The following is a 26,530-nucleotide window of genomic DNA, read 5'->3' as shown; positions in this document are numbered from 1 at the left end:
TTATGTCTAATCTTAAAGAAATTAAAAGAAAGATAAAAAGCGTTCATAATACGCAAAAGACAACTAATGCAATGAAGCTTGTTTCTACCGCAAAGCTTAAAAAAGCTGAAGAAGCGGCGAAGAGGTCTAAAATTTATGCGCAAAAAATTGATGAAATGCTTAATGAAATTTCTTACCAAATTCACAAGGCGAATCAAGATGAAAAAGATATTCAATTAAGCTGTTTTCAAAAAAGAGAAAAGTTTAAAAATGTAGATGTGATTTTCATCACCGCAGATAAGGGACTTTGCGGTGGTTTTAATATTAAAACCATTAAAGCCGTAGATGAGCTTTTAAAAGATTATGAAGAGCAAAATATATCCGTGAGATTAAGAGCCATAGGAAAAACAGGTATAGAGTATTTTAATTTTCAAAAAAGAGAGCTTTTGGAAAAATATTTTCATCTTAGCTCAAGTCCTAACTATGAAAAGGCTTGTGAGGTGATTAGTGCCGCGGTTGAGGACTATTTGGCTGGAAAAACTGATGCTATTGTTTTGGTGCATAATGGCTATAAAAATATGATCACTCAAGAGCTTAAAATCGCTCATCTTATCCCTGTGGAGCCTAAGGTTATTGATGAGTCGGCAAATTCGCTTTTAGAATTCGAGCCAGAAGAAAGAGAACTTTTAGAAGAATTGATGAAGACTTATTTTGAATACAATATGTATTACGCTTTAATCGATTCTTTAGCGGCTGAACATAGTGCTAGAATGCAGGCTATGGATAATGCTACAAACAATGCTAAAGCAAGAGTTAGGCAGCTAAATTTAGCCTATAATAAAGCAAGACAAGAGTCTATCACTACTGAATTGATTGAGATTATCAGTGGTGTTGAGGCGATGAAGTAAGTAAATTTTTAAGGAGAGAGTTTATGCAAGGATTTATTTCGCAGGTGTTAGGACCTGTTGTAGATGTAGATTTTGATGATTATTTACCACAAATCAATGAAGCGATAAGGGTAGATTTTAATAATGATGGAAAAGAACAAAAATTAATTCTAGAAGTCGCCGCACATTTGGGGGACAATAGGGTAAGAACCATAGCTATGGATATGACTGATGGTTTGGTAAGAGGACTTAAGGTAGAAGCTTTAGGAAGTCCTATTTCTGTGCCTGTGGGCGAAAAAGTTTTGGGTAGAATTTTTAATGTTACGGGCGATTTGATAGATGAGGGCGAAGAAATCAGTTTTGATAAGCGTTGGAGCATTCATAGAGACCCACCTGCTTTTGAAGAGCAAAGCACTAAGAGTGAAATTTTTGAAACAGGGATTAAAGTTGTGGATTTGCTTGCACCTTATGCTAAGGGTGGTAAAGTGGGACTTTTTGGCGGTGCTGGCGTGGGTAAAACCGTGATTATTATGGAGCTAATCCACAATGTCGCCTTTAAGCATAGTGGTTATTCTGTATTTGCTGGAGTGGGTGAGAGAACGCGTGAGGGAAATGACCTTTATAATGAAATGAAAGAAAGTAATGTTTTAGATAAAGTTGCCTTATGTTATGGGCAGATGAACGAACCACCGGGTGCTAGAAACCGCATTGCCCTTACAGGTCTTACTATGGCGGAGTATTTTAGAGATGAAATGGGACTTGATGTTTTGATGTTTATCGATAATATTTTTAGATTTTCTCAATCAGGCTCTGAAATGTCCGCACTTTTGGGGCGTATCCCATCAGCGGTAGGTTACCAGCCGACTTTAGCAAGTGAAATGGGTAAATTCCAAGAGAGAATTACTTCAACTAAAAAAGGCTCTATTACCTCCGTTCAAGCTGTTTATGTCCCAGCGGACGATTTGACAGACCCAGCACCTGCCACTGTTTTTGCACACCTTGACGCAACAACGGTTTTAAATAGAGCTATAGCTGAAAAGGGAATTTATCCGGCTGTTGATCCACTTGATTCAACTTCGCGTATGCTTGATCCACAAATTATAGGCGAGGAGCATTATAAAGTAGCAAGGGGTGTTCAATCTGTGCTTCAAAAATATAAGGATTTGCAAGATATTATCGCTATTTTAGGTATGGACGAGCTTAGTGAAGAAGATAAGCTTGTTGTTGAAAGAGCAAGAAAAATAGAGAAATTCCTATCCCAGCCTTTCTTTGTGGCGGAAGTTTTCACAGGAAGTCCGGGTAAATATATAAGCCTTGAAGAAACTATCAGTGGCTTTAAGGGCATTTTGGAAGGTAAATATGATGATTTGCCAGAAAATGCTTTCTATATGGTAGGAAATATTGATGAGGCAATTGCTAAGGCAGAAACTCTGAGGGAGATTAGTAGAGGTGATACTTGCTTAGATAATTGTAAGGTTGAACAAAAAAAGGCTAATTGATGCAGGATTTAATATCTTTAGAAATAGTAACTCCTCTAGGAATGATTTATCAAGGAGAGGTAAAGTCTGTTACCTTACCTGGAAGTGAGGGGGAATTTGGTGTTTTAAGGGGGCATGCGAGTTTAGTGGCTTCTTTGAAATCGGGCGTGATTGATGTAGAAAAGCAGGATTTAAAGCACGAATTAGTCGCCATTGACGCGGGGTATGCTAAGGTTGATGAAAATAAAGTTTGTGTTTTAGCTAAGGGTGCTGTTTGGGTATCTGGCTCAAGTGAAAGTGAGATTGAGAAAAATCTTAACAATGCAAAGGATTTAATTAAGGCTATGAGTTCGGATAATGCCGCTTTAGCTGCGACCTTTTCTAAACTTGACAATGCTAAGGCAAATGTATGAATTTCGAGGCTATTTTTCATTTTTTTAATGAGTCAAGCCTTATCACTTATGTGGTTTTGGCTTGGCTTTCTTTTTATTTTATCCTTTCTTTTGCCATACTTTTTGCGAGGCTTTCTTTTTTGGCAAATTGGCGTAGCAAAGAAAAGCAAAGTTTAGAAACTTTACTTTTAGGTGAGAAAGATTTAAGTCGCACCGATTCTATTTTAAGAAAATGCACAGACACAAGCCTTTCGCATTTAGAAATTTATAAAAATTTAGCCGCACGCCGCTCTTCTTTGGGGCTAACTTGGCTAAGTATCGTTGCTTCAACCTCTCCTTTTATAGGACTTTTTGGAACTGTTATCTCTATCCTTGAAACTTTTGGGGGACTTGGCACACAAAATTCTTTAAGTATTATTGCACCTAAAATTAGTGAGGCTTTAGTGGCTACTGGCTGTGGAATTTTAGTCGCTATCCCTGCTTATACTTTTCATCTTATTATTAAAAGAAAAGCTTTTGAGCTTTTAAGTATTATTGATAGTGAGATTAAGGTTCTTAGCTCACATAAGGTTTAATATGCCATTTGATGATGAAAAGCCTGAGTTAAATATTACTCCCCTAGTAGATATTATGCTTGTTTTATTAGCCATTTTGATGGTTACTGCTCCTAGCATTACTTATGAAGAAAAGGTTAATCTCCCTCAAGGCTCACAAAAAAGTGCGAGTTCGCCAACCCTAAAAAGTCTTATTGTAAGTGTTAATGCTAAAAAAGAAATTTTCATCAATCAAGAAAAATTTGACTTCGTTTCTTTCGCGGATAATCTCGCGCAAAAAAAGGCACAATTTAACACCGAAGAGCCTGTTTTTATAAGAGCGGATAAGAGTTTAAAATATGATGATGTGATTTTCGTTTTAAGAAGTGTGAAAAATTTAGGCTTTAACAAGGTCGCTTTACAAACTGAATGACGATGAAAAATTATGGCTTGAGTAATCTTACTTCCTTTTGTCTTGCTTGTGGAATTTATGTCATCGTTGTGGGCTTTGTTTTTTTTAAGCTAGTAACGATACAAGAGCCCATTTTAAGTTATACGGATATAAAAGATAGTTTTATTAATGTCGATTTGAGTGAAGCCTCTACGCAAATTTCAAGCCCTAAGCCCACTCCTAAGCCTCAAACAAGCCCCGTTGATGTCAATGACCTTTTCGCAAAAACGACTAATAAAATGATCAAAACGCAAAATGTTAATCAAAAAGCTACCGATTTTAACGCCCTTTTTGGCAATGTCAAAGAAATACAAGAAGAAAAAAGCACGCAAATTCAATCTTCCAAAAAATCAGGACAAGGTGCAAATTCCCAAAGTGTCGCCGAGCTATTAAAGCAATTAAATGATAATCTTATCCCAGAAGAAAGCACTGCAAACGGACAAAGCACACAGGCACAAAAAATGGGGATTTATGATGAGTTTTTAGGTAAGGTTGAAAGGGTGATTAAACAGCGTTGGAGTCAATACTACCCCAATCCTAAAAATATAGGTGTTAAGGTGAAAATTTTCATCGATAGCGAGGGGAAATTCGGCTATACCTCGGTAGAAAAGAGCTATGATAGCGTTTTTGACGCTAAGGTTTTGGAATTTTTAGAAAGTCAAAAAGGTAAATTTATCGCCTATCCTCCTAAAAATAAGGGCGTAGCCATAACGATGAATTTAAAAGATGAGGGCGTTACGCCTTTTTAAAGCTTAATAGTCGCTCTCTATAATATTCATACTGCTTTTGTCTTGCTTCTATCTCGGCGGGGATTCCATTTGTTAAATCATTTGTTAGTGTGTCAAATTTGTCTAAAATTTCTACAATGTCATTTTGCACTTTCAAAGGCGGTAGGGGGATTTGGAATTTTTCTAATTGCTTATTATGCACTCTTAAAACTTTCGCACCTTGTGCGTATTTGTGTTTAAATGTATTAAAATTTTCGGTTTGAAACATATAGCCTATAAATTTTGGATTTTGTGAGTGTGAGAATATGAAAGTATCACCGCCAACACACGCTTCTTGCTTTCCTAGATACACGACTGCTTTACAAACACAATCTTTATCCTCGCTTACCCCAGCTATGACTAAATCTCCATATTTGGCTTTTTTCAACTTCTTTGCTTTTTCTGCACTGACAAAGCTTGTTGTGCTATGCGTGTAATTATGGTAATGCGTGTGGATTTGCCCATAATGGATACAAGGCACGCCAACTTCTACAAAATCGGCTTTTGTCAAGCCATTGCCACGCGTGAAAGTTCCTATCTCGCCTAAGGTTACAAGCTTAAGCCCCCCCCCAATCGCATTTGCGCGTTTCTCTAGCTCTTCAAAGCTTAAAAGCTTATTTCTATAATATTCATACTGCTTGCGGCGCGCGTGTAATTCTGCGTGTAATTCTGCGTGTAATTCTGTAAAGGCGTCTAAAATCTCTACGATTTTTTGCTGGATTGCTATGGGTGGAATGGGGATAGGGATTTGTGCTAATTTGTTTTTTTGTAAATTCTTTAATCCTGTTCCTTGAAAACAAAATTTATTTATATAATCTTGTTGTGTTTTTAAAAAATAGTATAAAAATTTTAAGCAAATTTTTTGACTTGTAAAAGCAAAAATATGATCTGTATAATACGCTTTGCCATTGTGGTATTTTATATCTGCTGTGCCTCCATCATTCAAAAACAAATATTCACCATTGACCAAATAATCATCTACAAAATAGTGTGTATCCCCACTTGTAAAGCAAATGTTCCCATTATTTTTAGAAAGGTTTTTTGCTTGATTTGCTCCTATTTTTGATTTTGGTGCTTTTTCCCATAACTCCCCAAGCTCTTTAAACTCCACACCATTTGGGCAGTGCTGTTGCAGTAAGGATTCTAGGGGGTGGGTGTTATCATTTAGGGGTTTCATCATTGCTCCTTGTTGCTCATATCTAGTCCCTTAAAAAGCTCGAAAAATGTTTGTAGCTTTTCTAGGGCTTGCTTGCGGACTTTATGCGTCTGCTCTGCACCCTTGCCAAAGAGTGGGCTAGGGGGCAAAATTTCGCCAAATGCTTGCCCATAGTTTCTTAGCTCCCCTCTCTCAAAGGCATCGCGCATAAATGCCCTAGTCTTCTCAGGCTTTAGATCCAGCTCGGTGATGATAGAGCTTAGGCTTTCATCTTTACGCGCATTGATGTAGATGCTAAAGTCTTTAGCAACATCGCTTTGCGGGTTTAGGGACTCTATGAAGCGCAGTAGAAGCTCCTTTTTGCTCCGTAGGCTTAGGCTAGAATCTAGCAGCTTTACTATATGCTCATAGCTCTACTTATCTTTGTGCTTGTGGTATTTGGCGATAAGCTCTAGGATATACTCGATACTTATTTCTACTTGCTTCAAAAGCTCTACTTCAAACTCCACTTCATCAAGCACGCTTTGCTTCTGCGTTTGGTCTTTGGTGCGTAGGCTCTCATAGGTGTCGATGTAGTAGCTCTGGTAGTCTTGGCGGTCTCGCTCACTGAGTGAGTCGCTAAAGTCATCAAAGACTTCAAGGATATTGCGGAGCTTTAAAATCTCTCCAAAAAGGGCTAGGAAGTCTTTTTTGTCGCTCTGCTTTAGGGTGGATTCTAGGAAGTTGTTTAGAGGGAAGCGTGTGTGCAAGGTTTGTAGAAGCTCGTTGTAGCCTTTGTGCTTTTCACCTTTGTCATCGGTGTAGCCGTGTAGATACTCTTCTAAACTTCTTAGAAAGACTATCCCCTTGGCATTCTCATCGCTAAAGAGTGCTAGAGCGTCATCGGTGGGCTTTTGCAAGTCTCTAAAGGCTATGATGTTACCAAAGCTTTTAACGGAATTTAAGATTCTGTTAGTGCGTGAGTAAGCTTGTAAAAGCCCGTGATAGCGTAAGGACTTATCGACATAGAGAGTGTTTAGCGTGGTGGCATCAAAGCCTGTTAGAAACATATTAACTACAATAGCTAAGTCTAGTTCCCTGTTTTTAAGCTTTAGGGAAAAATCTTTGTAGTAGTTGTGGAAGTTATCTGCGGAGCTGTCAAATTTACACTTAAACATTGCATTATAGTCATTTATCGCAGCGTCTAAAAAATCTCGCTGAGATTTAGGCAAGGAGGCTGTGTCCTCGCTGTTTTCCTCCTCTTGCTCATCGTTTGGAGCATAGCTGTAAATAATGCCTACTTTTAAACGCTTGGATTGCTCTAGGCTAGTTTGTTGAGCTTGAAACTCTTCATAATAACGCATAGCCATAGGGATAGACTGGGTAGCAAAGATAGCATTAAAGCCATTAAGTCCCTTGCCATTTAGGGTGTAGGTGGAGCTGCGTTTGGTCTGGGTGGAAAAATGCTCTAAAATGTAGCTAGTGATGTGCGTGATACGCTCTTTAGCTAGTAGAATTTCTTCTGTTTCTATATGCTTGTTTTTGCTTTCATCTTTTAGCTTGGTTGTGGTGTGGTAGCTCACGCGAAAGGGCAGGACATTATTATCTCGTATGGCGTGTATTATCGTGTAGCGATGTAGGCACTCTCCAAAGACTCGTTGGGTGGTTTGAATTTCATCTTGTGCATTTTGCGTGAAAATGGGAGTCCCTGTAAAGCCGAAAAGATAGAGTTTTTTAAATGCTTTAGAAATGTCTTTTTGCATTTGTCCAAATTGACTTCTATGACACTCATCAAAAATCATCACAATATGCTTATCAAAAATTTCACTATTTTTAGTTTGAGTGATGAAGCGGGAGAGCTTTTGAATGGTGGTAATGATGATTTTATGCTCTTTGTCTTTGCTGTGTAGTCTAGCTTGTAGCTCTTTGGTGTTTTTACTCCCGGTGGCTGCGCCCTTTTGGAATCTATCGTATTCTCTCATTGTTTGATAGTCTAAATCTTTTCTATCCACGACAAAAAGCACTTTAGTGATTTCTGGGATTTTGCTTACTAGCTGGGCGGTTTTAAAGCTGGTTAGAGTTTTGCCGCTGCCTGTGGTGTGCCAAATATAGCCGCCGCTTTTTTGCTCGTTTGCTTTTTCGTAGAATTTGTTGTGGTAGCTTGCGGCTATTTTTTGGAGGATTTTTTCACACGCTGCGATTTGATAAGGTCGCAGGACTAAAAGCTTTTTATCTACATCAAGCACGCAGTAATGACAAAGGATATTTAAAAGCGTATGCCTAGCAAAAAAGTTTTTCGCAAAGTCTATAAGGTCGTTTATAATGGTGTTTTTCTCATCACTAAAATGGCTTGTAAATTCAAAGCTATTAGAGGTTTTGCTTGTTTTTATGCCATTTTGTGTTTTGATGTGAAAATCACGCGTAGTGTTTGAATAATACTTGCTTTGTGTGCCGTTACTAATGACAAAAATCTGCACAAATTCAAAAAGCCCACTTCCGCTAAAAAAGCTCTCTCGTCCGTAGCGGTTGATTTGCCTAAAGGCTTCTTTAAGGCTTACGCCTCTTCGCTTTAGCTCGATATGCACTAAAGGTAGTCCATTTACCAAAATAGTTACATCATAGCGGTGAGAGCGTGTTTCTGTGGTAGCTTGAAACTGATTGATAACTTGTAGGGAGTTTTTATGTATGTCGGCTTTGTCGATTAGCTTAAAGTTGATAATGCTACCGTCATCTCTCTCTAGCGGTTGGACATAGTCCTCTTGGATAAGCTGACTTTTTTCTACGATAGAAGCATTTACCCTAGCTAACACTTGCTTGAAAAATCTCCACCACTCTGTATCGCTTAGAGTGGTGGAGTTTAGCTCTTCTAGCTTGGTGCGAAGGTTAGATTCTAAGGTTTTTTCATCGGTGATTTGTGCGTATTCATAGCCTTGAGCTTGGAGCGTTTTGACGAACTCTTTTTCTAGTGTGGCTTCACTTTGATAGCTAGAATCTATCCTTTTGCTTGGGGTAAATTCTACGGCTATGGTGGAGCTAGTATTATGCTCTAAAAGTAACTTTAAGCTTTTCATTAGTTAGTTTCCTCTAGTTCTTTGATGATAGAGTTTATCTGCACTCTTAGGGTGGCTTGTTTTTCTACGATTTGGGCGATTTGTGCATTAAGAGCGGTGATGTCTATAAGCTCTCTTGTGTCCTTTGGTGTGATGTAGGTGGAGACGCTTAGATTATAGTCGCTATCTCGAATTTCTTCTACACTTACTAAGCGGGAAAAATACTCTACATCTTCGCGTTTAGCGTAGGCATTTACTATGGTGTCAATGTGGCTTGGCTCTAGGATATTTTTCTTTGTAACTTTGGTAAATTGCTCACTTGCATCGATAAAAAGGGTGTGCATATTAGGCTTGTTTTTCTTTAGCACGATGATAGAAGTGGCAATATTTGTGCCGAAAAAGAGATTATCTGGGAGTTGTATAATAGTATCGATGAAGTTATTGTCTATCAAATATTTGCGGATTTGCTTCTCCTTGCCTCCGCGGTAAAGCACACCCGGGAACTCAACGATAGCACAAGTGCCGCTAGGAGAGAGCCAAGAGAGCATATGCATAGTGAAAGCTAAATCCGCATAATTCTTAGGAGCTAGCACACCAGCAGGGGCGAATCGTGGGTCATTGATAAGCTTAGGGTCATCATCGCCTATCCATTTGGTAGAGTATGGGGGATTTGATACAATCGCATCAAAGGGTTCATCATCTTTATGCTTTGGTTCTAAAAGCGTATCACTTAGAGCAATGTCAAAATTCTCAAAGCCTACATCGTGCAAAAGCATATTGATACGGCAGAGATTATAACTAGTCGGGTTAATCTCCTGCCCGAAAAATCCTTGCTTGACATTTGCACTGCCTAGCACCTTGGCAAATTGCAAAAGCAGCGACCCACTTCCACAAGCTGGGTCATAGACTTTATTGACACTTTTCTTACCATAGCTGACAAGCCTTGCTAGCAGGCGGCTCACTTCTTGCGGAGTGAAAAACTCGCCACCACTTTTACCTGCGCTACTTGCATACATACGCATAAGGTATTCATACGCATCGCCAAAGGCATCGATGGTGTTATTATTGTAGTGTAAATCAAGCTGTCCTATGGCTTGCATTACTTTATAAAGTTTTTCATTACGTTTTAGGAGGGTTTCTCCTAAATTTTTACTAGAATTGACATCAATGTCGTTAAAAAGCCCCTTGAAATCGCTCTCGCTTTTCGTGTCTTTGGTGGATTCTTCGATTTTGGCAAAGGCGTTGCTTAGGGTTTGATTGAGGTTGGTGGTGTCTTGGGCGTGGAATTTTAGGACATTGCAAAAAAGTTGGCTTGGGTAGATGAAAAAGCCCTTTTCTTCGATAATGCCTTCTTTGTTCTTTGGGTATTTATCTATCTCTTCATCGCTTAAATTTTCATAAGCGTTGGGTTCCCCCCCCCCCCCCCGTATGCGAGTCTATGCCCTGCTTAGCATTAATATGGGCGGCTAGATTCTCGCTAATAAAGCGATAAAAAAGCATACCTAGCACATACATTTTAAAATCCCAGCCATCAACACTTCCGCGTAAGTCATTAGCAACTTTCCAAATGGTAGAGTGTAGGGCGTTTCTTTGTGTGTCTCTTATTTGTGGCGTTGGTAGCATTGTTTTTCCTTAAATTTGCTTGATTTATTTAATGATTATTATGGAAGTTTATTAAATTTCGATTAACATTAAGCTTTTTGTTTTTGCTAAAATTCGCTGATGAATTTAAGGAGAAAAAATGAGAAAAATTTTACTAGTTTTTTTAGCTATTTTTAGTGTGGTATGGGCGGAGGATCCTGTCATTGATGTCGTTAATAAGGGCGTTGTTTTACCAAAAATTATTGTTAAGGATAATTCAAATTTAAGCGATGCAAATTTAAAGCGTAGTTTTTATAATATGATAGTCAATGACCTTAAAGTTAGTTCAAATTTTGAAGTGGTTGATGAGGGAAGTGAAAATTCTAATTATACCTTTGAATATGCTCTTACAAAAAATGGTGAAAAATTAAATCTTAATATCAAAATTAAAGCAGGCGGAGCAGAAAAATCTAATCAAGACTACACTCTAAACAAGGTCGAGCAGTATCCCTTTTTAGCACATAAGGGCGTTAAGGATTCTGTGCAATTTTTGGGCTTGGCACCTGTGGAGTGGATGGACCATAAAATTCTTATCGCTAGGACAAATTCGTCAAAACGCAGTCAAATCATTATGGCAGATTATACGCTCACTTATCAAAGGGTAATAGTCGATGGAGGCTTAAATTTGTTTCCTAAATGGGCAAATGAAGAACAAACGATGTTTTACTATACCGCTTATGACCACGATAAACCTACCCTTTTTCGCTTTGATTTAACGAGCAATAAGGCAAGTAAAATTCTCTCAAGTGGTGGTATGGTAGTCGCTAGTGATGTGAATAAAAAAGGCGATAAAATCTTAGTAACTATGGCACCGCAGGATCAGCCCGATGTGTATTTGTATGATTTAAATAGTAAGAATTTAAGCAAACTTACAAATTATTCAGGCATTGATGTCAATGCAAATTTCATAGGCGAAGATGAGTCAAAAGTTGTTTTCGTTTCGGATAGATTAGGTTATCCTAACATTTTCATACAAAATTTAGGTAGCACTTCAGCCGAACAAGCCGTTTTTCACGGAAGAAATAATTCCGCGGTTTCAACTTATAAAGATTTTTTAGTCTATTCAAGCCGCGAACCTAAACAAGCAGGTGTCTTTAATATTTATTTAATGTCTATTAAGAGTGATTATATTAGACAGCTTAGTGCAAATGGCAAAAATTTATTTCCGCGTTTTTCTAGTGATGGTGGAAGTATCGTTTTTATCAAGCATTTGGGAAATCAAAGTGCTTTAGGTGTGATTCGTGTCAATGCAAATAAAACTTTTTATTTTCCGTTAAAAGTAGGTAAAATTCAGTCGATTGATTGGTAAATTTTTTATTTTTTGGTTAAAATTAATAATTTTTTGGCTATAATTCCTAGAATTTAACAAACTTTGAAAGGTCTTAAATGAAGAAAATTCTTTTTACTTCAATTGCAGCTCTTGCGATTGCGATTAGTGGTTGTAGTACTAAAAGTACTAGCGTAAGTGGTGGCACAGATGTTGATGGTTCTCGTGGCTCAGGTGGTAGTGATGGTTGGGACATTGATTCAAAAATCTCTCAACTTAACGATACTTTAGGTAAAGTTTATTTTGACTTTGATAAATTCAATATTAGAAGCGATATGCAATCTGTCGTTAGCACAAATGCAAATATCTTCAATACTGAAGTAAGTGGCACAAGCATTACTGTTGAAGGAAACTGCGATGAGTGGGGAACTGATGAGTATAATCAAGCTTTGGGACTTAAAAGAGCTAAAGCTGTTAAAGATGCGCTTATCTCTCAAGGTGTGAATTCTGATAGAATTTCTGTAAAAAGCTATGGAGAAACTAACCCTGTTTGCACAGAAAAAACTAAAACTTGCGATGCACAAAACCGCCGTGCAGAGTTTAAATTAGCAAGATAATGAAAAAAATTACCTTAGTAGCTCTCTTTGGAGCTACCTTTCTTTATGCGGAGACTTCTGCTTTTGGTGCAGGAAATTTAACGAGCAATTCAGCCTATGGACTAACTTCAAATGAAAAATTATTTAAAGACAAGCTTGATACATTAGGCAATGAATATTCTTCCCTTAATGCTAAAATTAATGAAACAAATGAGAGATTAGAAGGCTTGCAAAGTATGCTTGAGGGCATTAATTCTCAGTATGCTAAGTCAAATTCACGCTTAACTCAACTTGAGACAAATGGCGAAAGTGTAGAAAATAATCTTAGCTTAGAACTTAAAAGTCTTAAAGCTTATGTTGAGGAAAGTAGAAAGATACAAGATGCAAATCACAAGCAGGTTAAGAAAATTTTAACAGAGCTTAGCTCTTTAGTTGATTCTATCAATAACAATTATGTTTCTAAAAATGACTTTAATGATACAAATCGCACAAAAATGACTTTTAACACAACGAGAAACGATAGCAATCTTACTAGCGAAGAAAATGCTAGTGTCGCAGCAACTTCACAAACACAAGAAGTTAAAGCTGATGATAGTTGGAAAAAAGAAAAGCATAATGAAATTTTGAAATTAGCAATTAAAGATTTAAATGAAAATCTTTTTGAAAATTCTAGGGAAAAATTTAATTATCTTATAGAAAAACATTATAAGCCTGCAAGGGCGAATTTTTGGCTTGGAGAGATAGAGTATAAGCAGCAAAATTATAATAATGCTATTGTTTATTATAAAAAAAGTTCAAGCATAAGCACTAAGGGAGATTATTTTCCTAAATTATTGTACCATACAGCTATTTCTTTAGATAAAGTGGGTGATACAAAAAGTGCTAATGGCTTTTACAAGGCTTTAAAAACAAATTATCCCAACACTCCAGAAGCAAAAGCTTCGCCAAATCGTAAATAAAATAAATTAAAGGAGAAGAAATGGCTATAGAAAAAAATAGTGTAGTATCGATGTTTTATGAGTTAAAAGATGCAAACACCAATGAAATTTTAGAGTCTAATATTAACGCCCAGCCTATTGCATTTATAGTTGGAAAAGGGCAAATTTTAGATAGTTTAGAAGAAGAAGTGATGAAGCTTGAATGCCCTTCAAATGCTGATGTGCTTATCAAAAAAGATAAAGCTTTAGGTGATTATGATGAAAGTGCGGTGCAAACCTTACCTAAAGAGCAATTTGCTGGTATTGATTTAAAAATCGGTATGGAGCTTTTTGGCGAAGGTGAGGACGGACAAACAGTGCGTGTAAGTGTGAAAGAAATAAATGATAATGAAGTAACGATAGACTACAATCATCCTTATGCAGGTAGAGATTTGCTTTTTTCTCTTAATATAGTCGATGCTAGAGAAGCTAGTGAAGATGAAATTTTAACAGGCATTATAGCTGGAAGTGGCGGTTGCTGCGGAGGTGGCGGACACGGACATCATCATCACGGCGGCGGAGGCGGTTGCTGCGGAGGTGGCGGTGGCGGTTGTGGTTGCCACGGATGAGTTGTGCATTGATATTCCCCGGTCAAGGCTCTCAAAGCCTTGGTATGGGAAAGGACTTTTACGAAAATTCTCCAAAAGCAAAAGCCCTTTTAGATGAAGCGAGTGAATATAGCAAGATTGATTTTAAACGCCTTCTTTTTACGCAAAATGATGATTTAAACAAAAGTGAATTTACACAGCCCGCCATTGTTTTAACTTCCTTAATGGCTTATGTTGCTCTATTAGAAAGAAAGCCGGATTTTAGACATAGTTTTACCTTGGGGCATTCTTTGGGTGAATTTAGCGCTTTGGCTGTAAATGGAGCTTTTGATTTTTTAGAAGCCATTATTTTGGTCCATAGACGCGGAATTTATATGCAAGAGGATTGTGCTAAAATTGAAGCAGGTATGATGGTGATTTTAGGCTTAAGCGATGAAGTGGTGCAAAATCTTTGCGAGTTGGCAAAAGTGGAGGGTAAAAGCATTTTTGTGGCAAATTATAATTGCGATGGGCAAATTGTCGTGGCAGGTTTAAAAGCACATTTGTTAGAATATGAAGCGAAATTTAAAGAAGCTGGTGCTAAAAGGGCGATGCTTTTAAATATGAGTGTGGCGAGTCATTGTCCGCTCTTAAATGAGGCGTCAAATAAGCTTAGCAGGGAGTTAGAAAGCGTTTTGAAGCCTAGTTTTTTGCCTGTGATTTCAAATGTTAGTGCTAAGCCTTATGAAAACAAAAGCGAGGCTTTGACTTTACTCAAAGCTCAGCTTGTATCTCCTGTGCTCTATAAACAAAGCATTTTGAATACGCAAAATGAGGTAAATTATTTTGTCGAATTTGGAGCGAGTATTTTAAAAGGACTTAATAAAAAAATCACTCAAAAAGAAACTTACGCTCTTACAAATTTGGGCGAAATTGATGAATTTTTAAAGGCAATACAATGAAAATAGCAATACTTGGTGCAATGCAAGAAGAAATTGCACCCCTACTTGAAATTTTAAAAGATTATACAAGCGAAGAATATGCTAACAACACTTATTATTTTGCAAATTATAAGGGACATGAGCTTATTTTGGCTTATTCTAAAATTGGCAAGGTTAATTCCACTTTAAGTGCTAGCGTGATGATAGAGCGATATGGTGCGCAAACTTTGCTTTTTACGGGTGTGGCTGGTGCTTTTAATCCAAATTTAGAAATAGGTGATTTGCTTTATGCTGAAAGTTTGGTGCAGTATGATTTGGACATTACAGCATTTGGGCATCCTTTAGGTTTTGTGCCGGGGAATGAAATTTTTATCAAAACAAATGAGTGTTTAAATACTCTTGCACTTGAAGTGGCTAAGGAGCTTAATATCAAGCTTAATGCGGGCATTATTGCAACAGGTGATGAATTTATTTGTGATGAGGCAAAAAAGGCAAAGATTAGAGAAATTTTTAATGCCGATGCTTGTGAGATGGAGGGTGCTAGTGTAGCTTTAGTGTGCGATGCTTTGAAAGTGCCTTGTTTTATTTTAAGAGCAATGAGCGATAAGGCTGGAGAAAAGGCAGAATTTGACTTTGATGAATTTGTAGTAAAGTCTGCTAAAATTTCTGCGAATTTTGTGCTTAAAATGTGCGATAAATTATGATAAATCTTAGCAAAAAGCTTATTAGGCAGGTCGCTCAGGCGAATGCGAAATTTAAACTCATAGAAGATAATGACAAAGTGCTTTTGGGACTTAGCGGAGGTAAGGACTCCCTAGCCTTAGCCCATCTTTTAAAGCGTATGCAAGCTCACGCTCCTTTTAAATTCGAGCTTGAGGCGGCGACTTTGAGTTATGGTATGGGGGAGGATTATTCCAAACTTCACGCACATTGTGAAGAGCACGGCATTAAGCATAGTGTAATTGAAAGTAATATTTATGAAATTTCAGGCGATACGATTAGAGAAAATTCGAGTTTTTGCAGTTATTTTTCGCGTATGAGGCGTGGAGCTTTATATACCTACGCACTTCAAAAGGGTTTTAATAAACTTGCAATCGCTCATCATTTAGACGATGCGGCGGAGAGTTTTTTTATGAATTTTATCCACAATGGTGCTTTAAGAACTCTTGCACCCATTTATAAAAGTAAAAGAGGCATTACCATCATACGCCCTTTGATTTTCGTGCGTGAAAGGCAATTAAGAGACAATGCTACAATGAATACACTCGAAGTGATAGGTAATGAATTTTGCCCAGGTATGAAACTAAGCGAAAAAAATGTCAAATTTCCTCATGCAAGAGAAGAAGCAAAGGTCTTATTAAAAGAGCTTGAGAGTAAGCATCCTAAGCTTTTTACTAGTCTTAAAAGTGCATTTTCAAATTTGCATAGTGAAACTTTTTGGGAGAAAGGAAGTAAATGAAAAAAGCTCTTGTTTTGGTAGATTATCAAAATGATTTTATTGACGGAAGTTTAGGTTTTGAAAAAGCTCTTGGCTTAAAGGACGAAATTTTAAAGCTTTTAGGTGAATTTGAGGGGGATTTACTTATCACTTTTGATACGCATAAAGAGGATTATTTAAAGACAAGGGAGGGGCAGAATTTACCGATAGAACATTGCATTAAAGACACGAAAGGTTGGGAGATGCCTAACGAATTTACCCCATTTTTATCAAAAGCAAAAAAAATCTTTCACAAAGATACTTTTGGTAGTTTAGAACTTGCAAATTTCTTGGCAAAAAGTCCTTATGAAGAAATTCATTTTTGCGGACTTGTGTCGCATATTTGTGTTTTTTTTAATCTTATTTTAGCTTTTTGTGCAAAGCCAAATGCTACTTTAATTCTACATAAAAATGCCACAACAAGTTTTGATGAAGGCTTGGAAAATCACGCTTATGAGCTTTTAAAAGCTTATGGCGTGAAGCTTGTGGAGAGTTAATTTTTTATAAGAAAAAATTGTTATAATACCCATTTTAATTAAAAGGATAGCGTGATGTTAAAAGAGCTTTTAGAAATCAAAAAAGAAATGGAGCCTATCATCAAAGAAGCTAATGTCAAGCTGAATGTTTTAGCACGTGAAGTTATCGTGCGTAAGAAAGAGTATGAAATTTATGGACCTATGGTTGATAGGGTATATTTAGATAATGCTATTTATGTGAAAGTGATGTCAAGCGGGCGTGATGCAAAAAGCGATAATGTGCCGATTAAAAATGGCTTTTATATGGTTTTTGTTGCTCCTGAAAAAGAAAGCACTAAAGATATTAAAAATAAACTAAAGGTTGCTTATGAGGGTGTTGATAATAAATTTATTTCAACACTTATTAGACAATGTCAAAGATTTAGAGAAATTATTTCTAAAATGCAAGCTACTCTTGGTAAGGCTTCACAGATGAATGTTGTCGTGGAGACAAATTTGGGTGAAGCTTCGGCAGCTTTGAAATTTAATATTACGATTAAATACACAAAAGATAATCAAAAACTCACACGCGAAAATTCTAAATCTGCAGGAAGTTTTAGGGATACAAAAACTTATATTAACCTCGTTGTGGAAAAAAGCACAGATTCTCGCATATGTGAAAAATTGCTCGATGATGTGGAGAAATATTTTATTGGCGGTGGGTGATTAAGGTTTTAAATCTTTCGTTTCTTTTTTGATAACTTCAGCTAACATTTGAGGCATTTCGTTTAATATTGATTGAAGATTTTGCCTTGTATTTTGGTCTTTTAATGCAAGTTTGAGGCGGATATTTTTAGACTTTATCAAGCCTTTGGAACTTGAAACAAGCTTAAAATTGATATTTGCGTGAGCGCTTGTGCTTTGTGTAATGAAATAATTTGTAAGCTCGATGTAAAATTCATTAAGATTAATTACAATGAGATAATCCATAAATTGTGCATAAAGTTTATTTTTATCCTTTTCGTGCCTTAGAAAGGGAGCAACATTAACTAATTTTGCATTTTCAGGACTGAAATTTTGCAAGGTTTTTTGACTTTGATAAATTCCATTTGCTGTGGAATTTAGAAAATTAAGCCTTAAATTGTGTAAAGTTTTTTGTGTAAAAGCAAGTGAAAAATCTTTGGCATTGACTTTGTGATTGTTTAAAAAATAATGGAATTTTTCATTAAAACTAAAAACTACTCCGTAATCAAGCACCTTATCCCTGCTAACACTAAGTTCTTTTTTTGGTTTTAATGTAGAGCTATCAAAAACGGCTTTTTGTTCATCAATGTGTTGTTTTGTAATATTTTGATTGAGGTCTATTAATTCAAAGTTCTCTTCTTTTTCCATTTTGATGATTTGTTTTTGTGAAAATTCTGCCTGTAAAAGATTGGTAAAAATGAAAAGAATTAGTAATAAACGCATGGTTTTCCTTTGAAATTTTTGCAAAATTATAGCAAATTAATCGCCAAAATCTTGCAAAAAAGCTTTGTTTGATACCGCGATGAAATAATCCGCTCTTAAATCTTTTTCATTGTAGGAAAGCAAAGTTTTATCAAATTTTCCCATAAAACCACCATTTTGATTGAGTAAAAAATCTCCAGCAGCGATGTCCCAGATATTTAAATTTTCTTTGCGTCTATAAATCCCAGCTTTTCCTTCTAAAAGAGCGGCAAATTTAAGTCCAGAGCTTATATTTAAGGCTTTTAATTGATGTTTTTTGGCAAATTCTTCATCTTCTTTACAGAGATGATTAATGCTTAAAAGTGCGGTATATTGATTTTTTTTAAAAAAAGCTTCATCGTTTTGAAGAAGACTTGCATTTTTATAAACTTTACTTTCTTTGTGTGCGTAAAAAACTTCATTTTTTTCGGGACTTTTGATAAGGGCTAAAATAGGGCGTTTTTGATGGATTAAACTTATCATAATGCAGTATTCATCTTGTCCTTTTATAAAGCCTTTCGTGCCATCGAGTGGGTCGATGAGCCAAAAATACTCTAAATTTCGTCTTTCTTCATAGTTTAGAATTCTTTCTTCAGAAAGGATTTTAAAATCTGCTTTTGCAAGCATTTCGCTTAAAATTTCGTTTGAGGCAAGGTCAGCCGAAGTAAGAGCTGTGCCGTCTTCTTTGGGTAGAATTTTAAGATTTTCTTTTTCTTTTAGTATGGCTCTAGAGGCTTGTTCTGCAGCATCTAGAGCTAAATTTAAATAATGGTCCAAATTCATTTTTCCACTTCACCTAAATAAAGCTGTCTTGGGCGGACGATTTTAAGACTTTCTTGTTCTTTTTGTTCTATCCATTGTGCGATCCAGCCCGGCGTTCTGCCGATAACAAAAAGCGTAGCAAACATTTCATTTGGAATGCCTAATGCTTTTAAGATTAAGCCGCTGTGAAAATCCACATTAGGATAAAGATTTCTTTGCACAAAATAATCATCTTGCAGGGCGATTTCTTCGATTTTAGTAGCGACTTTAATGAGATTGGTATCGATGTCAAGCTCATCAATAAGCTGGTCTCGAAGCTTTTTAAGCACTTTAGCGCGTGGGTCAAAATTCTTATAAACCCTATGCCCAAAGCCCATAAGTCTAAAAGGATCATTCTTATCCTTAGCTTTTTTAATAAACTCATCAACCCTATCAGGTGTGCCTATCATTTCAAGCATACGAATGACACCCTCATTGGCTCCGCCGTGTGCGTGTCCCCAAAGCGCACCAATGCCCGCACTAATACAAGCATAAGGGTGAGCGTGGGTTGAGCCAACCGCACGAACCGTTGAGGTTGAAGCGTTTTGTTCGTGGTCGGCGTGTAGCATAAACACCGTGTCTAAAGCTTTAATTTCAATTGGTCTTAATTTTACATGGTCATAAGGATAAGTGCGAAGCATATATAAGAAATTTTCGGTAAATCCTCTATCTAAATTGGGATAAGCCATAGGAAAGCCATTTTTATAACGATAAGCTGTGGCGACTATGGTAGGAATTTTAGCGACAATGCGCGCTGCCATTTCCATATATTCTTCTTTGACATTCATATTCAAATGGTCAGGATAAAAGGCTGAAAGTGAAGAAACCGCTCCTTGTAAAACAGCCATAGGGTGAGCATTATCTGGAAAAGCGTCAAAAAGCTTGTGCATACCCTCGTGGATAAAAGAGCGTTTTTTAAGCTCGTAGCGAAAGGATTCTAATCTTTCGGCACTTGGGAGTTCTTTATAAAGCAGAAGATGCACGACATCTAAGAAAAGCTTATTTTCTGCAAGCCATTCAATAGGATAACCGCGATGTTTCAAAATGCCCTTTTCGCCGTCTATATAGGTAATTTGCGATTTACAGGTTGCAGTAGAGGTCAAACCTTCATCATAGCAAAACATACCTGTTTGCTTATAAAAGCTTGACATATCGACAACGCTAGGTCCTAAAGTCGCATCGTAAATGGGAAATTCGTAGCTTTTGCCATTTCTATTATCTGTTAGGGTTATGGTGTTTGACATTAATTATCCTTTCATTTTAATTTATCTATTATTGTAACAAATAAGCAAAATTTAGAGCTTTTTAAAAAACAATTTACAAAATATTTATTTTTATTTGAGTAAGAAAGTAACAAATTTTTAAAGCTATTTGCGAGAATTTGCAAGAATTTTAATCATACTTATTACCAAAACAGCCTCCAAAAATGCCGTTAAAATCAAAGCTGAATAAAGATTTGCCGTGATGAGTTTAGCCGAATAAGAGAGCGTAGCCGTAGCAATGAGTAGGGTTAGTGGCATAGAGTGGCTTAAAGCAAAAAGAAGCATATTTTTAAAACCCATTTTTTTATAGAAAATGAGAGCGCTTGCTATTCTTAAAATAATCATTGAAAACATCAATAAAAATGCTTGTAGCACAATTTTATAATCTAAAAGCAAGGAAAGATTAAAGGTTGTGCCGATGTAAAGGAAAAAAATAGGGATTAAAAAACCATAGCCAAAGCTTGAGAGTTTATGCTCTAAGTCTTTTTTGTGATTAAAAAAAGTCGCGATGAAAGAGCCAGCGATGAAAGCTCCTAGCACGATTTCAAGTTTTGTTATCATCATAGCCACAACGATAAAGATGAAAATTGCCACGCAAAATCTTATATCTTTTTCATTTTTATCTTCCCAAGGCATTAAGAGAGTTTGAAGTTGCGGATACCACCAAAAAAGCACCTTAAGAAATTTAAAACTCAAAATACAAAGAGCTAGGAAAAGATTAAGGTAAAGCACACTTTTGACAACATCAAGTGCGCTTGTGCCTTCGTTTAAAAAAGCACCCACTAAGGTCAAAAGAACGATAGATACAACCTCCGCTAAGGTAGCAACAAGCATAGAGACATTAAGCCAGTAACACTCTTTGCCAAAATCTTTATAAAGTATAGATAAAAGTCCCACACTCATCACGGGAATAATTAAAATGAAAATATAATGTAGCCCAAAAGCCCACACCAGTAAAGAAGAAAGCGTATAAAGTAAGAGAATATAAAAAAGGCTTTTTTGTGCGATTTCTTTATCCATACTGAAAAAATTATGCAAATTTATTTCCATTCCAGCGATAAACATTAAGTAAGCAAAGCCTATATTTGCTAAAAGCTTAAAATTTTCACTTTCTCCAACAAATCCAAAATATGCTATCAAAGCCCCAAGCATAATTTCTGTCGCTGAAAGGCTAAGGCGAAGTATCTTTGCTATATGTGGCGATAAAAGCAAACAAATAGCGATAATGATGAGAATTTTAAGATCAATGAGATTTTGCGGGTTAATGACACTCGGATGCAAAAGTAAATCCCATTTCTTTTAGTTTCATAATATCACGGCTTGGCTCTTCGCCCTTTGTGGTAAGATAATCCCCAACTACGATAGCCCCAGCCCCCGCTTCAAAAATTTCATACTGCCTATTTTTAAGCACGACTTCACGCCCTCCAGCGACCATTATCACGGAATTTGGTAGGACTTTTTTGCTATCTTTAATGATTTGCAAAGCTTCATCAGCACTTAATTTTGGCACTTTCAAATTTAAATTTTCATTAGCGATGAAAAAATTAATAGGACTTGAAAAAGGCTCAAGCTCCTTTAAAGACTTTCTAAAGCTTATCCTATCTGCTTCACTCTCGCCCATACCATAAATCCCTCCACAGCAAAGCATAAGTCCCGCCTCTTTCGCATTTAAATTGGTCTCAAAACGACTTTCCCAAGTGTGTGTGGTGCAAATTTGTGGAAAAAATTCGCGTGAGCTTTCAAGATTGTGATTATAAGAGAAAATTCCAGCTTTTTTAAGCTCCTTTAATTGTTCCACACTAGCCTTTCCATTACAGGCGATTAAAAGCAAATTTGGCTCTTCTTTTTTCACAGCGTGGGCTGCCTCGCAAACATATTCTAATTTTTCATCATCAAGCCCAAGCCCCGCAGTAACAAGACAAAATCCTAAGGCTTCGTTTTTCTTAGCCATTTTAGCCTCATAAACAATTTGAGAGATTTCTTTGCGGCGATATTTTTGAATATTCGTTTTTACAAAGGCACTTTGAGTGCAGTATTTGCAGTCCTCAGGGCAATTTCCACTTGCGATATTACAAATGGCACAAAGCATAATTTGCATAATTTCTCCTTTTTGAGCGTATTGTAACAAATTTTTTTAAAGGATAATGACCTCATTTTCAAGCAAAATGCCAAATTCCTCAAGCACTCTTTTTTTTGCAAGCTCTATGAGAAAAAGTGCGTCTTCAAAGGAGGCGTTTTTTTGATTGATGAGAAAATTTGCGTGTTTTTCGCTTAATTTTGCGTCATTTTTACTAAAACCCTTAAGTCCCACTGCTTCGATTAAACGCCCAGCAAAGTCGTTTTTAGGATTTTTAAAGATAGAGCCAAAGCTAGCACCGCTTGGTTGATTAGATCTAGCAAGTTTTAAAAGCTGGTCTTTTTCGTTGTCAAAGCCATATTTTAGCTTGAATTCTGCCCAAAAAAGAGGCATTTCAAGGGGACAAAAGCGGTAAGCAAAGTCTATATCCTCGCGTTTTATTTCACCTTTTGCTGTCATAATTTTGCTTAAATTTGTGCTAATGTTGCAATCTTTAAGCCCCGCATTCATTTTTAAAAGTCCCCCAAGTTTGCCCGGGATTTTGGTTAAGAATTCAAAGCCTTTTAAATTATGCTTTTTGGCAAATTGATACATCGTGCTTGACTTGGTTGCACAGCCTATTTGAAGTGTGGTAAAATCTGCGTTTTTATCAAGAATTTTAATAAAATTAAATTCCTCACCCAAAATTCCCATTTTCTTAGGCTTATCACTTACTAAAAGATTATTTGCTCCGCCGATTATAAAGCCGTCAAATTCACCAACACTATCCAAAACTTCGACTTCAAAAGCCTGTCCTATACGCACGGAGGAGTATTTTTTAAAGTCGATAATCATTTGATAAAAGTTGGAATTTGATTGAGTATATTTGCGGTAAAATCAATCATCGTTGAGGTCATCCACGGCATTAAAAAGATGATAACGACGACGACTAAGATGATTTTAGGCACGAAAGAAAGCGTCATTTCATTAATTTGCGTGGTTGCTTGAAAGATGCTAATGATAAGTCCCGCGATAAGTCCCGCTAAAAGCATAGGCAAAGAGAGTAAAAGCGTTACCTTAAAAGTCGCTACGCCAAGTGCCACGAGAGTGCTTTCTTCCATACTTTTCCTTTATAAATTCCTAGCTTCTTCATATTCGCTAGGGATAAGATAATCGTTTGCCTTTAGGATTTTATCATAAAATTTATAATCATAACCTAGCTTAAAAAGTGTATCTAGGGCTTGAAATTGGATTTCGCTCATTGAAATAGAATTTTGATTTGCATAAAGATTAAGATAAATTCCAAGTTTAGCTTCATCGACACGGATTAAGCCCCTTTCCATAAGCATAGGTGCTAAAATACAGCGATTATGATGAGCTAAAAATACAGCCTTTGTTAAATCTTTTTCTATTTTAATGGCATCGCTTAAGGGTAGTGAGCGTCTAAGTGCCATACCACCAAGTGGTAGGGGCAGATTTTCTTTAGCAAGTTCTAGCCAAATATCCCAGATTTCTGCTTCTACGCATAAATTTTTATCAAAATCCAAAATGCTTTCGTGGATTAAAACTCCTGCATCAACTTCATCATTTAAAACAGCTTTTTCTATCTCTAAGAAATTTTTATAAATAATTCTTGCCTCTGGGTATTTAATGCGGAAAATAAGGGCATTTGTCGTGTTTGCACCACTTAGGGCGACCTTAAAATTGCGTTTTAAAATTTTACCCTTTTTCTTAATGAGTTTAGGTCCATAGCCCTCTCCAAAACTCACCGCCGTGCGTAAAAGGGCGTATTCTTTAGCGATGAGCGGATAAAGTGCAAAAGAAATTGCCGTAGCGTCAAATTCATTTTTAAGAGCGAGGTCGTTAAGCGTTTGAATATCTAGGGCTTGATGATGATATTTAAAGCTTTTTACCCAGCCAAATTCAATAGCCATATACATAAAAATATCATCAGCATCAGGAGAGTGAGCGATGTGAATTTCTTTCATAATTTTTCCTAGTATTTTCAATTATTATTTTTATTTGGTTAGAATTCTAACCATATTTTTTAAATTTTAAGGACAATTATGGACGATAATAAGAAAAAATCTTTAGACGCAGCCTTAAAAAGCCTCGATAAAGCCTTTGGAAAAGGGACGATTTTAAGGCTTGGGGATAAGGAGATTGAGCAAATTGATAGCATAGGCACGGGTTCTGTGGGGCTTGATTTAGCTTTGGGTATAGGCGGAGTGCCAAAGGGAAGAATCATTGAAATTTATGGACCTGAAAGCTCGGGTAAAACAACTCTTACCCTTCACATCATCGCAGAATGTCAAAAGGCTGGAGGCGTGTGTGCTTTTATTGATGCCGAACACGCACTTGATGTGAAGTATGCTAAAAATTTGGGCGTGGATACAGATAATCTTTATATTTCTCAACCTGATTTTGGTGAGCAAGCTTTGGAGATTGTAGAGACTATTGCTAGGAGTGGGGCTATTGATTTGATAGTTGTAGATAGTGTGGCGGCACTCACACCAAAAGCGGAGATTGATGGGGATATGGGAGACCAGCATGTTGGACTTCAAGCACGCTTAATGTCTCAGGCTTTAAGAAAGCTCACAGGTATCGTTCATAAAATGAATACTACGGTCATTTTCATCAATCAAATTCGTATGAAAATTGGTGCTATGGGCTATGGCACACCAGAAACAACAACTGGGGGCAACGCCTTGAAATTTTATGCTTCTGTGCGTCTTGATGTGCGTAAGGTGGCAACTTTAAAACAAAATGAAGAGCCTATCGGCAACCGCGTAAAGGTTAAAGTTGTGAAAAATAAAGTCGCACCGCCTTTTAGAGTGGCAGAATTTGATGTCATGTATGGAGAGGGTTTGAGTCGTGAGGGTGAGTTGATTGATTATGGGGTTAAGCTTGACATTGTCGATAAAAGTGGGGCGTGGTTTTCTTATAAAGATAAAAAACTCGGTCAAGGTAGAGAAAATTCTAAAGCGTTCTTAAAGGAAAATCCGGAACTTGCCGATGAAATCACAAAGGCAATCCAAAATTCTATGGGAATTGAGGGCGTGATGAGTGATAATAGCGAAGAGGAGGAAGAATAATGCTAGTCATCGAAGATGTAAGAGCTTTTGAGGTTTTAGATAGCAGGGGGAATCCTAGTGTTAAAGCGGAAGTGATTTTAAGCGATGGAAGTTCTGGTTCTGCCATAGTGCCAAGTGGGGCTAGCACGGGTTCTAAGGAGGCTTTGGAACTTAGAGATGGGGGAGATAGATTTGGCGGAAAGGGCGTTTTAAAGGCTGTTTCTAACATCAATGAAAATATAGCTGATGAGATTATGGGACTTGATGCTTTTAATCAAACTCAGCTTGATGAGCTTTTGCGTGAGCTTGATGGAACGAAAAATTATTCTAAACTTGGAGCAAATGCAACTTTAGGTGTTTCTATGGCAAATGCAAGAGCGGTAGCGAATTCTTTGGGTATGCCGCTTTACCGTTATTTAGGTGGTGCAAATGCAAGCGTTTTGCCTGTGCCGATGTGTAATATCATCAATGGCGGAGCACATGCAAATAATAATGTCGATTTTCAAGAATATATGATTATGCCTTATGGTTTTGTTAGTTTTAAAGAGAGCTTAAGGGCGGTTTGTGAAATTTATGCTGTTTTGAAAAAAGAGTTGGCAAATGGCGGACACCCAACTGCTTTAGGTGATGAGGGGGGCTTTGCACCAAATTTGGCAAATAATACAGAGCCTATCGAGTTTTTAATGACTTGCATTAAAAAGGCTGGGTATGAAAAGCAAATTAAAATCGCCCTAGATGTCGCAAGCACGGAATTTTATAAGGACGGCAAGTATCATTTAGAGGGTAGAAGTTTTACGAGTGAGGAACTCATTGCGCGTTATGTGGAGCTTTGTGCGAAGTATCCTATTTGTAGTATTGAGGACGGCTTGGCGGAAAATGATTTTGAGGGGTGGATTAAACTTACAAAAGAGCTGGGAAATAAAATTCAGCTTGTGGGCGATGATTTATTTGTAACAAATGAGGAAATTTTAAAAGAGGGCATTGTCAAAAAAATGGCAAATGCCATTTTGATTAAGCCTAATCAAATCGGCACACTCACGCAAACTATGCGAGCCGTGCGTTTGGCACAAAGAAATAATTATAAGTGCATTATGTCGCATCGTTCAGGCGAGAGTGAAGATGCTTTTATCGCTGATTTTGCAGTGGCTTTAAATACGGGGCAGATTAAAACAGGTGCGCCAGCAAGAGCAGATAGAACGGCTAAGTATAATAGATTGCTTGAGATTGAGCTTGAAAATGATGAGTATTTAGGAGAGGGACTCTGAGCGATTTATTAAAAGAATATGATGAAAGCACGAA

At 37.0% G+C, this 26,530-nt stretch carries 26 protein-coding genes and 2 pseudogenes; 17 read left to right on the top strand and 11 right to left on the bottom strand.

The annotated features are described in order from the left end of the window. Positions 1-2: 2 nt before the first annotated feature. Genes atpG through CVULP_RS08220 form a run of 6 tightly spaced genes read left to right on the top strand, consistent with a single transcriptional unit; the run spans position 3 to position 4,469 of the window. Positions 3-887, top strand: coding sequence for an ATP synthase F1 subunit gamma (gene atpG / locus CVULP_RS08245; RefSeq protein WP_099507459.1), 885 nt, complete (start codon positions 3-5; stop codon positions 885-887). 23 nt (positions 888-910) lie between these two features. Beyond that, positions 911-2,365 carry a F0F1 ATP synthase subunit beta gene (gene atpD, locus CVULP_RS08240; protein ID WP_099461426.1) on the top strand — a complete coding sequence of 485 codons (1,455 nt, stop codon included), beginning with the start codon at positions 911-913 and terminating at the stop codon, positions 2,363-2,365. Beyond that, the gene (gene atpC / locus CVULP_RS08235; RefSeq protein ID WP_099461427.1) at positions 2,365-2,757 is read left to right on the top strand and encodes an ATP synthase F1 subunit epsilon; all 393 of its coding nucleotides are present in this window, start codon (positions 2,365-2,367) and stop codon (positions 2,755-2,757) included. The genes atpD and atpC overlap by 1 nt, the downstream gene beginning before the upstream one ends. Further along, positions 2,754-3,311, top strand: a complete 558-nt coding sequence (locus CVULP_RS08230; RefSeq protein ID WP_099461428.1) for a MotA/TolQ/ExbB proton channel family protein — start codon at positions 2,754-2,756, stop codon at positions 3,309-3,311. Before atpC ends, CVULP_RS08230 begins: the two co-directional genes overlap by 4 nt. Position 3,312: 1 nt before the next feature. Further along, positions 3,313-3,702 carry an ExbD/TolR family protein gene (locus CVULP_RS08225; protein WP_099507460.1) on the top strand — a complete coding sequence of 130 codons (390 nt, stop codon included), beginning with the start codon at positions 3,313-3,315 and terminating at the stop codon, positions 3,700-3,702. Positions 3,703-3,704: 2 nt separating this feature from the next. Continuing rightward, entirely contained in the window at positions 3,705-4,469 is a 765-nt protein-coding gene (locus tag CVULP_RS08220) for a TonB C-terminal domain-containing protein (protein ID WP_180753055.1), read from the top strand. Here CVULP_RS08220 and CVULP_RS08215 read toward each other — a convergent pair. From CVULP_RS08215 to CVULP_RS08205, 3 genes and pseudogenes are all read right to left on the bottom strand, one after another. Continuing rightward, positions 4,456-5,664, bottom strand: a complete 1,209-nt coding sequence (locus CVULP_RS08215; protein ID WP_099507462.1) for a restriction endonuclease subunit S — start codon at positions 5,662-5,664, stop codon at positions 4,456-4,458. The genes CVULP_RS08220 and CVULP_RS08215 overlap by 14 nt on opposite strands. Further along, positions 5,664-8,693, bottom strand: a pseudogene (locus tag CVULP_RS08210) (type I restriction endonuclease subunit R). Before CVULP_RS08210 ends, CVULP_RS08215 begins: the two are co-directional and overlap by 1 nt. Then, positions 8,693-10,295: pseudogene (locus CVULP_RS08205) on the bottom strand (type I restriction-modification system subunit M). Before CVULP_RS08205 ends, CVULP_RS08210 begins: the two co-directional pseudogenes overlap by 1 nt. A gap of 118 nt (positions 10,296-10,413) precedes the next feature. Here CVULP_RS08205 and tolB point away from each other — a divergent pair. From tolB to CVULP_RS08160, 9 genes are all read left to right on the top strand, one after another. Continuing rightward, complete coding sequence (gene tolB, locus CVULP_RS08200) at positions 10,414-11,622, top strand: Tol-Pal system protein TolB (RefSeq protein WP_099506847.1); 1,209 nt, start codon at positions 10,414-10,416, stop codon at positions 11,620-11,622. A gap of 77 nt (positions 11,623-11,699) precedes the next feature. After that, positions 11,700-12,197: a peptidoglycan-associated lipoprotein Pal gene (gene pal, locus CVULP_RS08195; RefSeq protein WP_099460988.1), complete on the top strand. Its 498-nt coding sequence runs from the start codon at positions 11,700-11,702 to the stop codon at positions 12,195-12,197. Then, positions 12,197-13,135: a tetratricopeptide repeat protein gene (locus CVULP_RS08190; protein ID WP_099460987.1), complete on the top strand. Its 939-nt coding sequence runs from the start codon at positions 12,197-12,199 to the stop codon at positions 13,133-13,135. The genes pal and CVULP_RS08190 overlap by 1 nt, the downstream gene beginning before the upstream one ends. Before the next feature lie 20 nt (positions 13,136-13,155). After that, on the top strand, positions 13,156-13,722 hold the full coding sequence (locus CVULP_RS08185; RefSeq protein ID WP_099506848.1) for an FKBP-type peptidyl-prolyl cis-trans isomerase: 567 nt from the start codon (positions 13,156-13,158) through the stop codon (positions 13,720-13,722). Beyond that, positions 13,719-14,642 (top strand): ACP S-malonyltransferase, encoded by a 924-nt coding sequence (fabD, locus tag CVULP_RS08180; RefSeq protein WP_099506849.1) that lies wholly within the window; start codon positions 13,719-13,721, stop codon positions 14,640-14,642. Before CVULP_RS08185 ends, fabD begins: the two co-directional genes overlap by 4 nt. Beyond that, positions 14,639-15,325, top strand: a complete 687-nt coding sequence (locus tag CVULP_RS08175) for a 5'-methylthioadenosine/adenosylhomocysteine nucleosidase (RefSeq protein ID WP_099506850.1) — start codon at positions 14,639-14,641, stop codon at positions 15,323-15,325. The genes fabD and CVULP_RS08175 overlap by 4 nt, the downstream gene beginning before the upstream one ends. After that, on the top strand, positions 15,322-16,080 hold the full coding sequence (locus CVULP_RS08170; protein WP_099506851.1) for a tRNA 2-thiocytidine biosynthesis TtcA family protein: 759 nt from the start codon (positions 15,322-15,324) through the stop codon (positions 16,078-16,080). Before CVULP_RS08175 ends, CVULP_RS08170 begins: the two co-directional genes overlap by 4 nt. After that, positions 16,077-16,595, top strand: a complete 519-nt coding sequence (locus tag CVULP_RS08165) for a cysteine hydrolase family protein (RefSeq protein WP_099506852.1) — start codon at positions 16,077-16,079, stop codon at positions 16,593-16,595. Before CVULP_RS08170 ends, CVULP_RS08165 begins: the two co-directional genes overlap by 4 nt. A gap of 54 nt (positions 16,596-16,649) precedes the next feature. Further along, complete coding sequence (locus tag CVULP_RS08160; RefSeq protein ID WP_099460981.1) at positions 16,650-17,279, top strand: hypothetical protein; 630 nt, start codon at positions 16,650-16,652, stop codon at positions 17,277-17,279. Here CVULP_RS08160 and CVULP_RS08155 read toward each other — a convergent pair whose 3' ends face one another. From CVULP_RS08155 to CVULP_RS08120, 8 genes are all read right to left on the bottom strand, one after another. After that, complete coding sequence (locus CVULP_RS08155; protein WP_099506853.1) at positions 17,280-18,020, bottom strand: hypothetical protein; 741 nt, start codon at positions 18,018-18,020, stop codon at positions 17,280-17,282. 36 nt (positions 18,021-18,056) lie between these two features. Next, the gene (locus tag CVULP_RS08150) at positions 18,057-18,821 is read right to left on the bottom strand and encodes a 3'(2'),5'-bisphosphate nucleotidase CysQ (protein ID WP_099460979.1); all 765 of its coding nucleotides are present in this window, start codon (positions 18,819-18,821) and stop codon (positions 18,057-18,059) included. Beyond that, entirely contained in the window at positions 18,818-20,083 is a 1,266-nt protein-coding gene (locus tag CVULP_RS08145) for a citrate synthase (RefSeq protein WP_099506854.1), read from the bottom strand. Before CVULP_RS08145 ends, CVULP_RS08150 begins: the two co-directional genes overlap by 4 nt. A 123-nt stretch (positions 20,084-20,206) precedes the next feature. Next, positions 20,207-21,382: a cation:proton antiporter gene (locus tag CVULP_RS08140; RefSeq protein WP_099460977.1), complete on the bottom strand. Its 1,176-nt coding sequence runs from the start codon at positions 21,380-21,382 to the stop codon at positions 20,207-20,209. Further along, entirely contained in the window at positions 21,363-22,199 is an 837-nt protein-coding gene (locus tag CVULP_RS08135; RefSeq protein WP_099506855.1) for a biotin synthase, read from the bottom strand. The genes CVULP_RS08140 and CVULP_RS08135 overlap by 20 nt, the downstream gene beginning before the upstream one ends. Positions 22,200-22,235: 36 nt before the next feature. Beyond that, positions 22,236-23,012 (bottom strand): UDP-N-acetylmuramate dehydrogenase, encoded by a 777-nt coding sequence (locus tag CVULP_RS08130; protein WP_099506856.1) that lies wholly within the window; start codon positions 23,010-23,012, stop codon positions 22,236-22,238. Further along, positions 23,009-23,278 (bottom strand): flagellar biosynthesis protein FliQ, encoded by a 270-nt coding sequence (fliQ, locus tag CVULP_RS08125; RefSeq protein WP_004278001.1) that lies wholly within the window; start codon positions 23,276-23,278, stop codon positions 23,009-23,011. Before fliQ ends, CVULP_RS08130 begins: the two co-directional genes overlap by 4 nt. Before the next feature lie 9 nt (positions 23,279-23,287). Next, on the bottom strand, positions 23,288-24,145 hold the full coding sequence (locus CVULP_RS08120) for a menaquinone biosynthesis family protein (protein WP_099506857.1): 858 nt from the start codon (positions 24,143-24,145) through the stop codon (positions 23,288-23,290). Between the two features lie 78 nt (positions 24,146-24,223). On the opposite strand from CVULP_RS08120, the gene recA reads away from it, so the two are divergent. Both recA and eno read left to right on the top strand, forming a co-directional pair. Continuing rightward, positions 24,224-25,252, top strand: a complete 1,029-nt coding sequence (recA, locus tag CVULP_RS08115; RefSeq protein ID WP_099460973.1) for a recombinase RecA — start codon at positions 24,224-24,226, stop codon at positions 25,250-25,252. Continuing rightward, complete coding sequence (gene eno / locus CVULP_RS08110) at positions 25,252-26,496, top strand: phosphopyruvate hydratase (protein ID WP_099506858.1); 1,245 nt, start codon at positions 25,252-25,254, stop codon at positions 26,494-26,496. Before recA ends, eno begins: the two co-directional genes overlap by 1 nt. The last annotated feature ends 34 nt before the right edge of the window (positions 26,497-26,530 follow it).

The sequence above is a fragment of the Campylobacter vulpis genome (assembly GCF_014217995.1).
GTDB classification, from domain to species: Bacteria; Campylobacterota; Campylobacteria; order Campylobacterales; family Campylobacteraceae; genus Campylobacter_D; species Campylobacter_D vulpis.
Note: the sequence above shows the minus strand (reverse complement) of the source record. Positions and strands in the feature narration are given on the sequence as shown.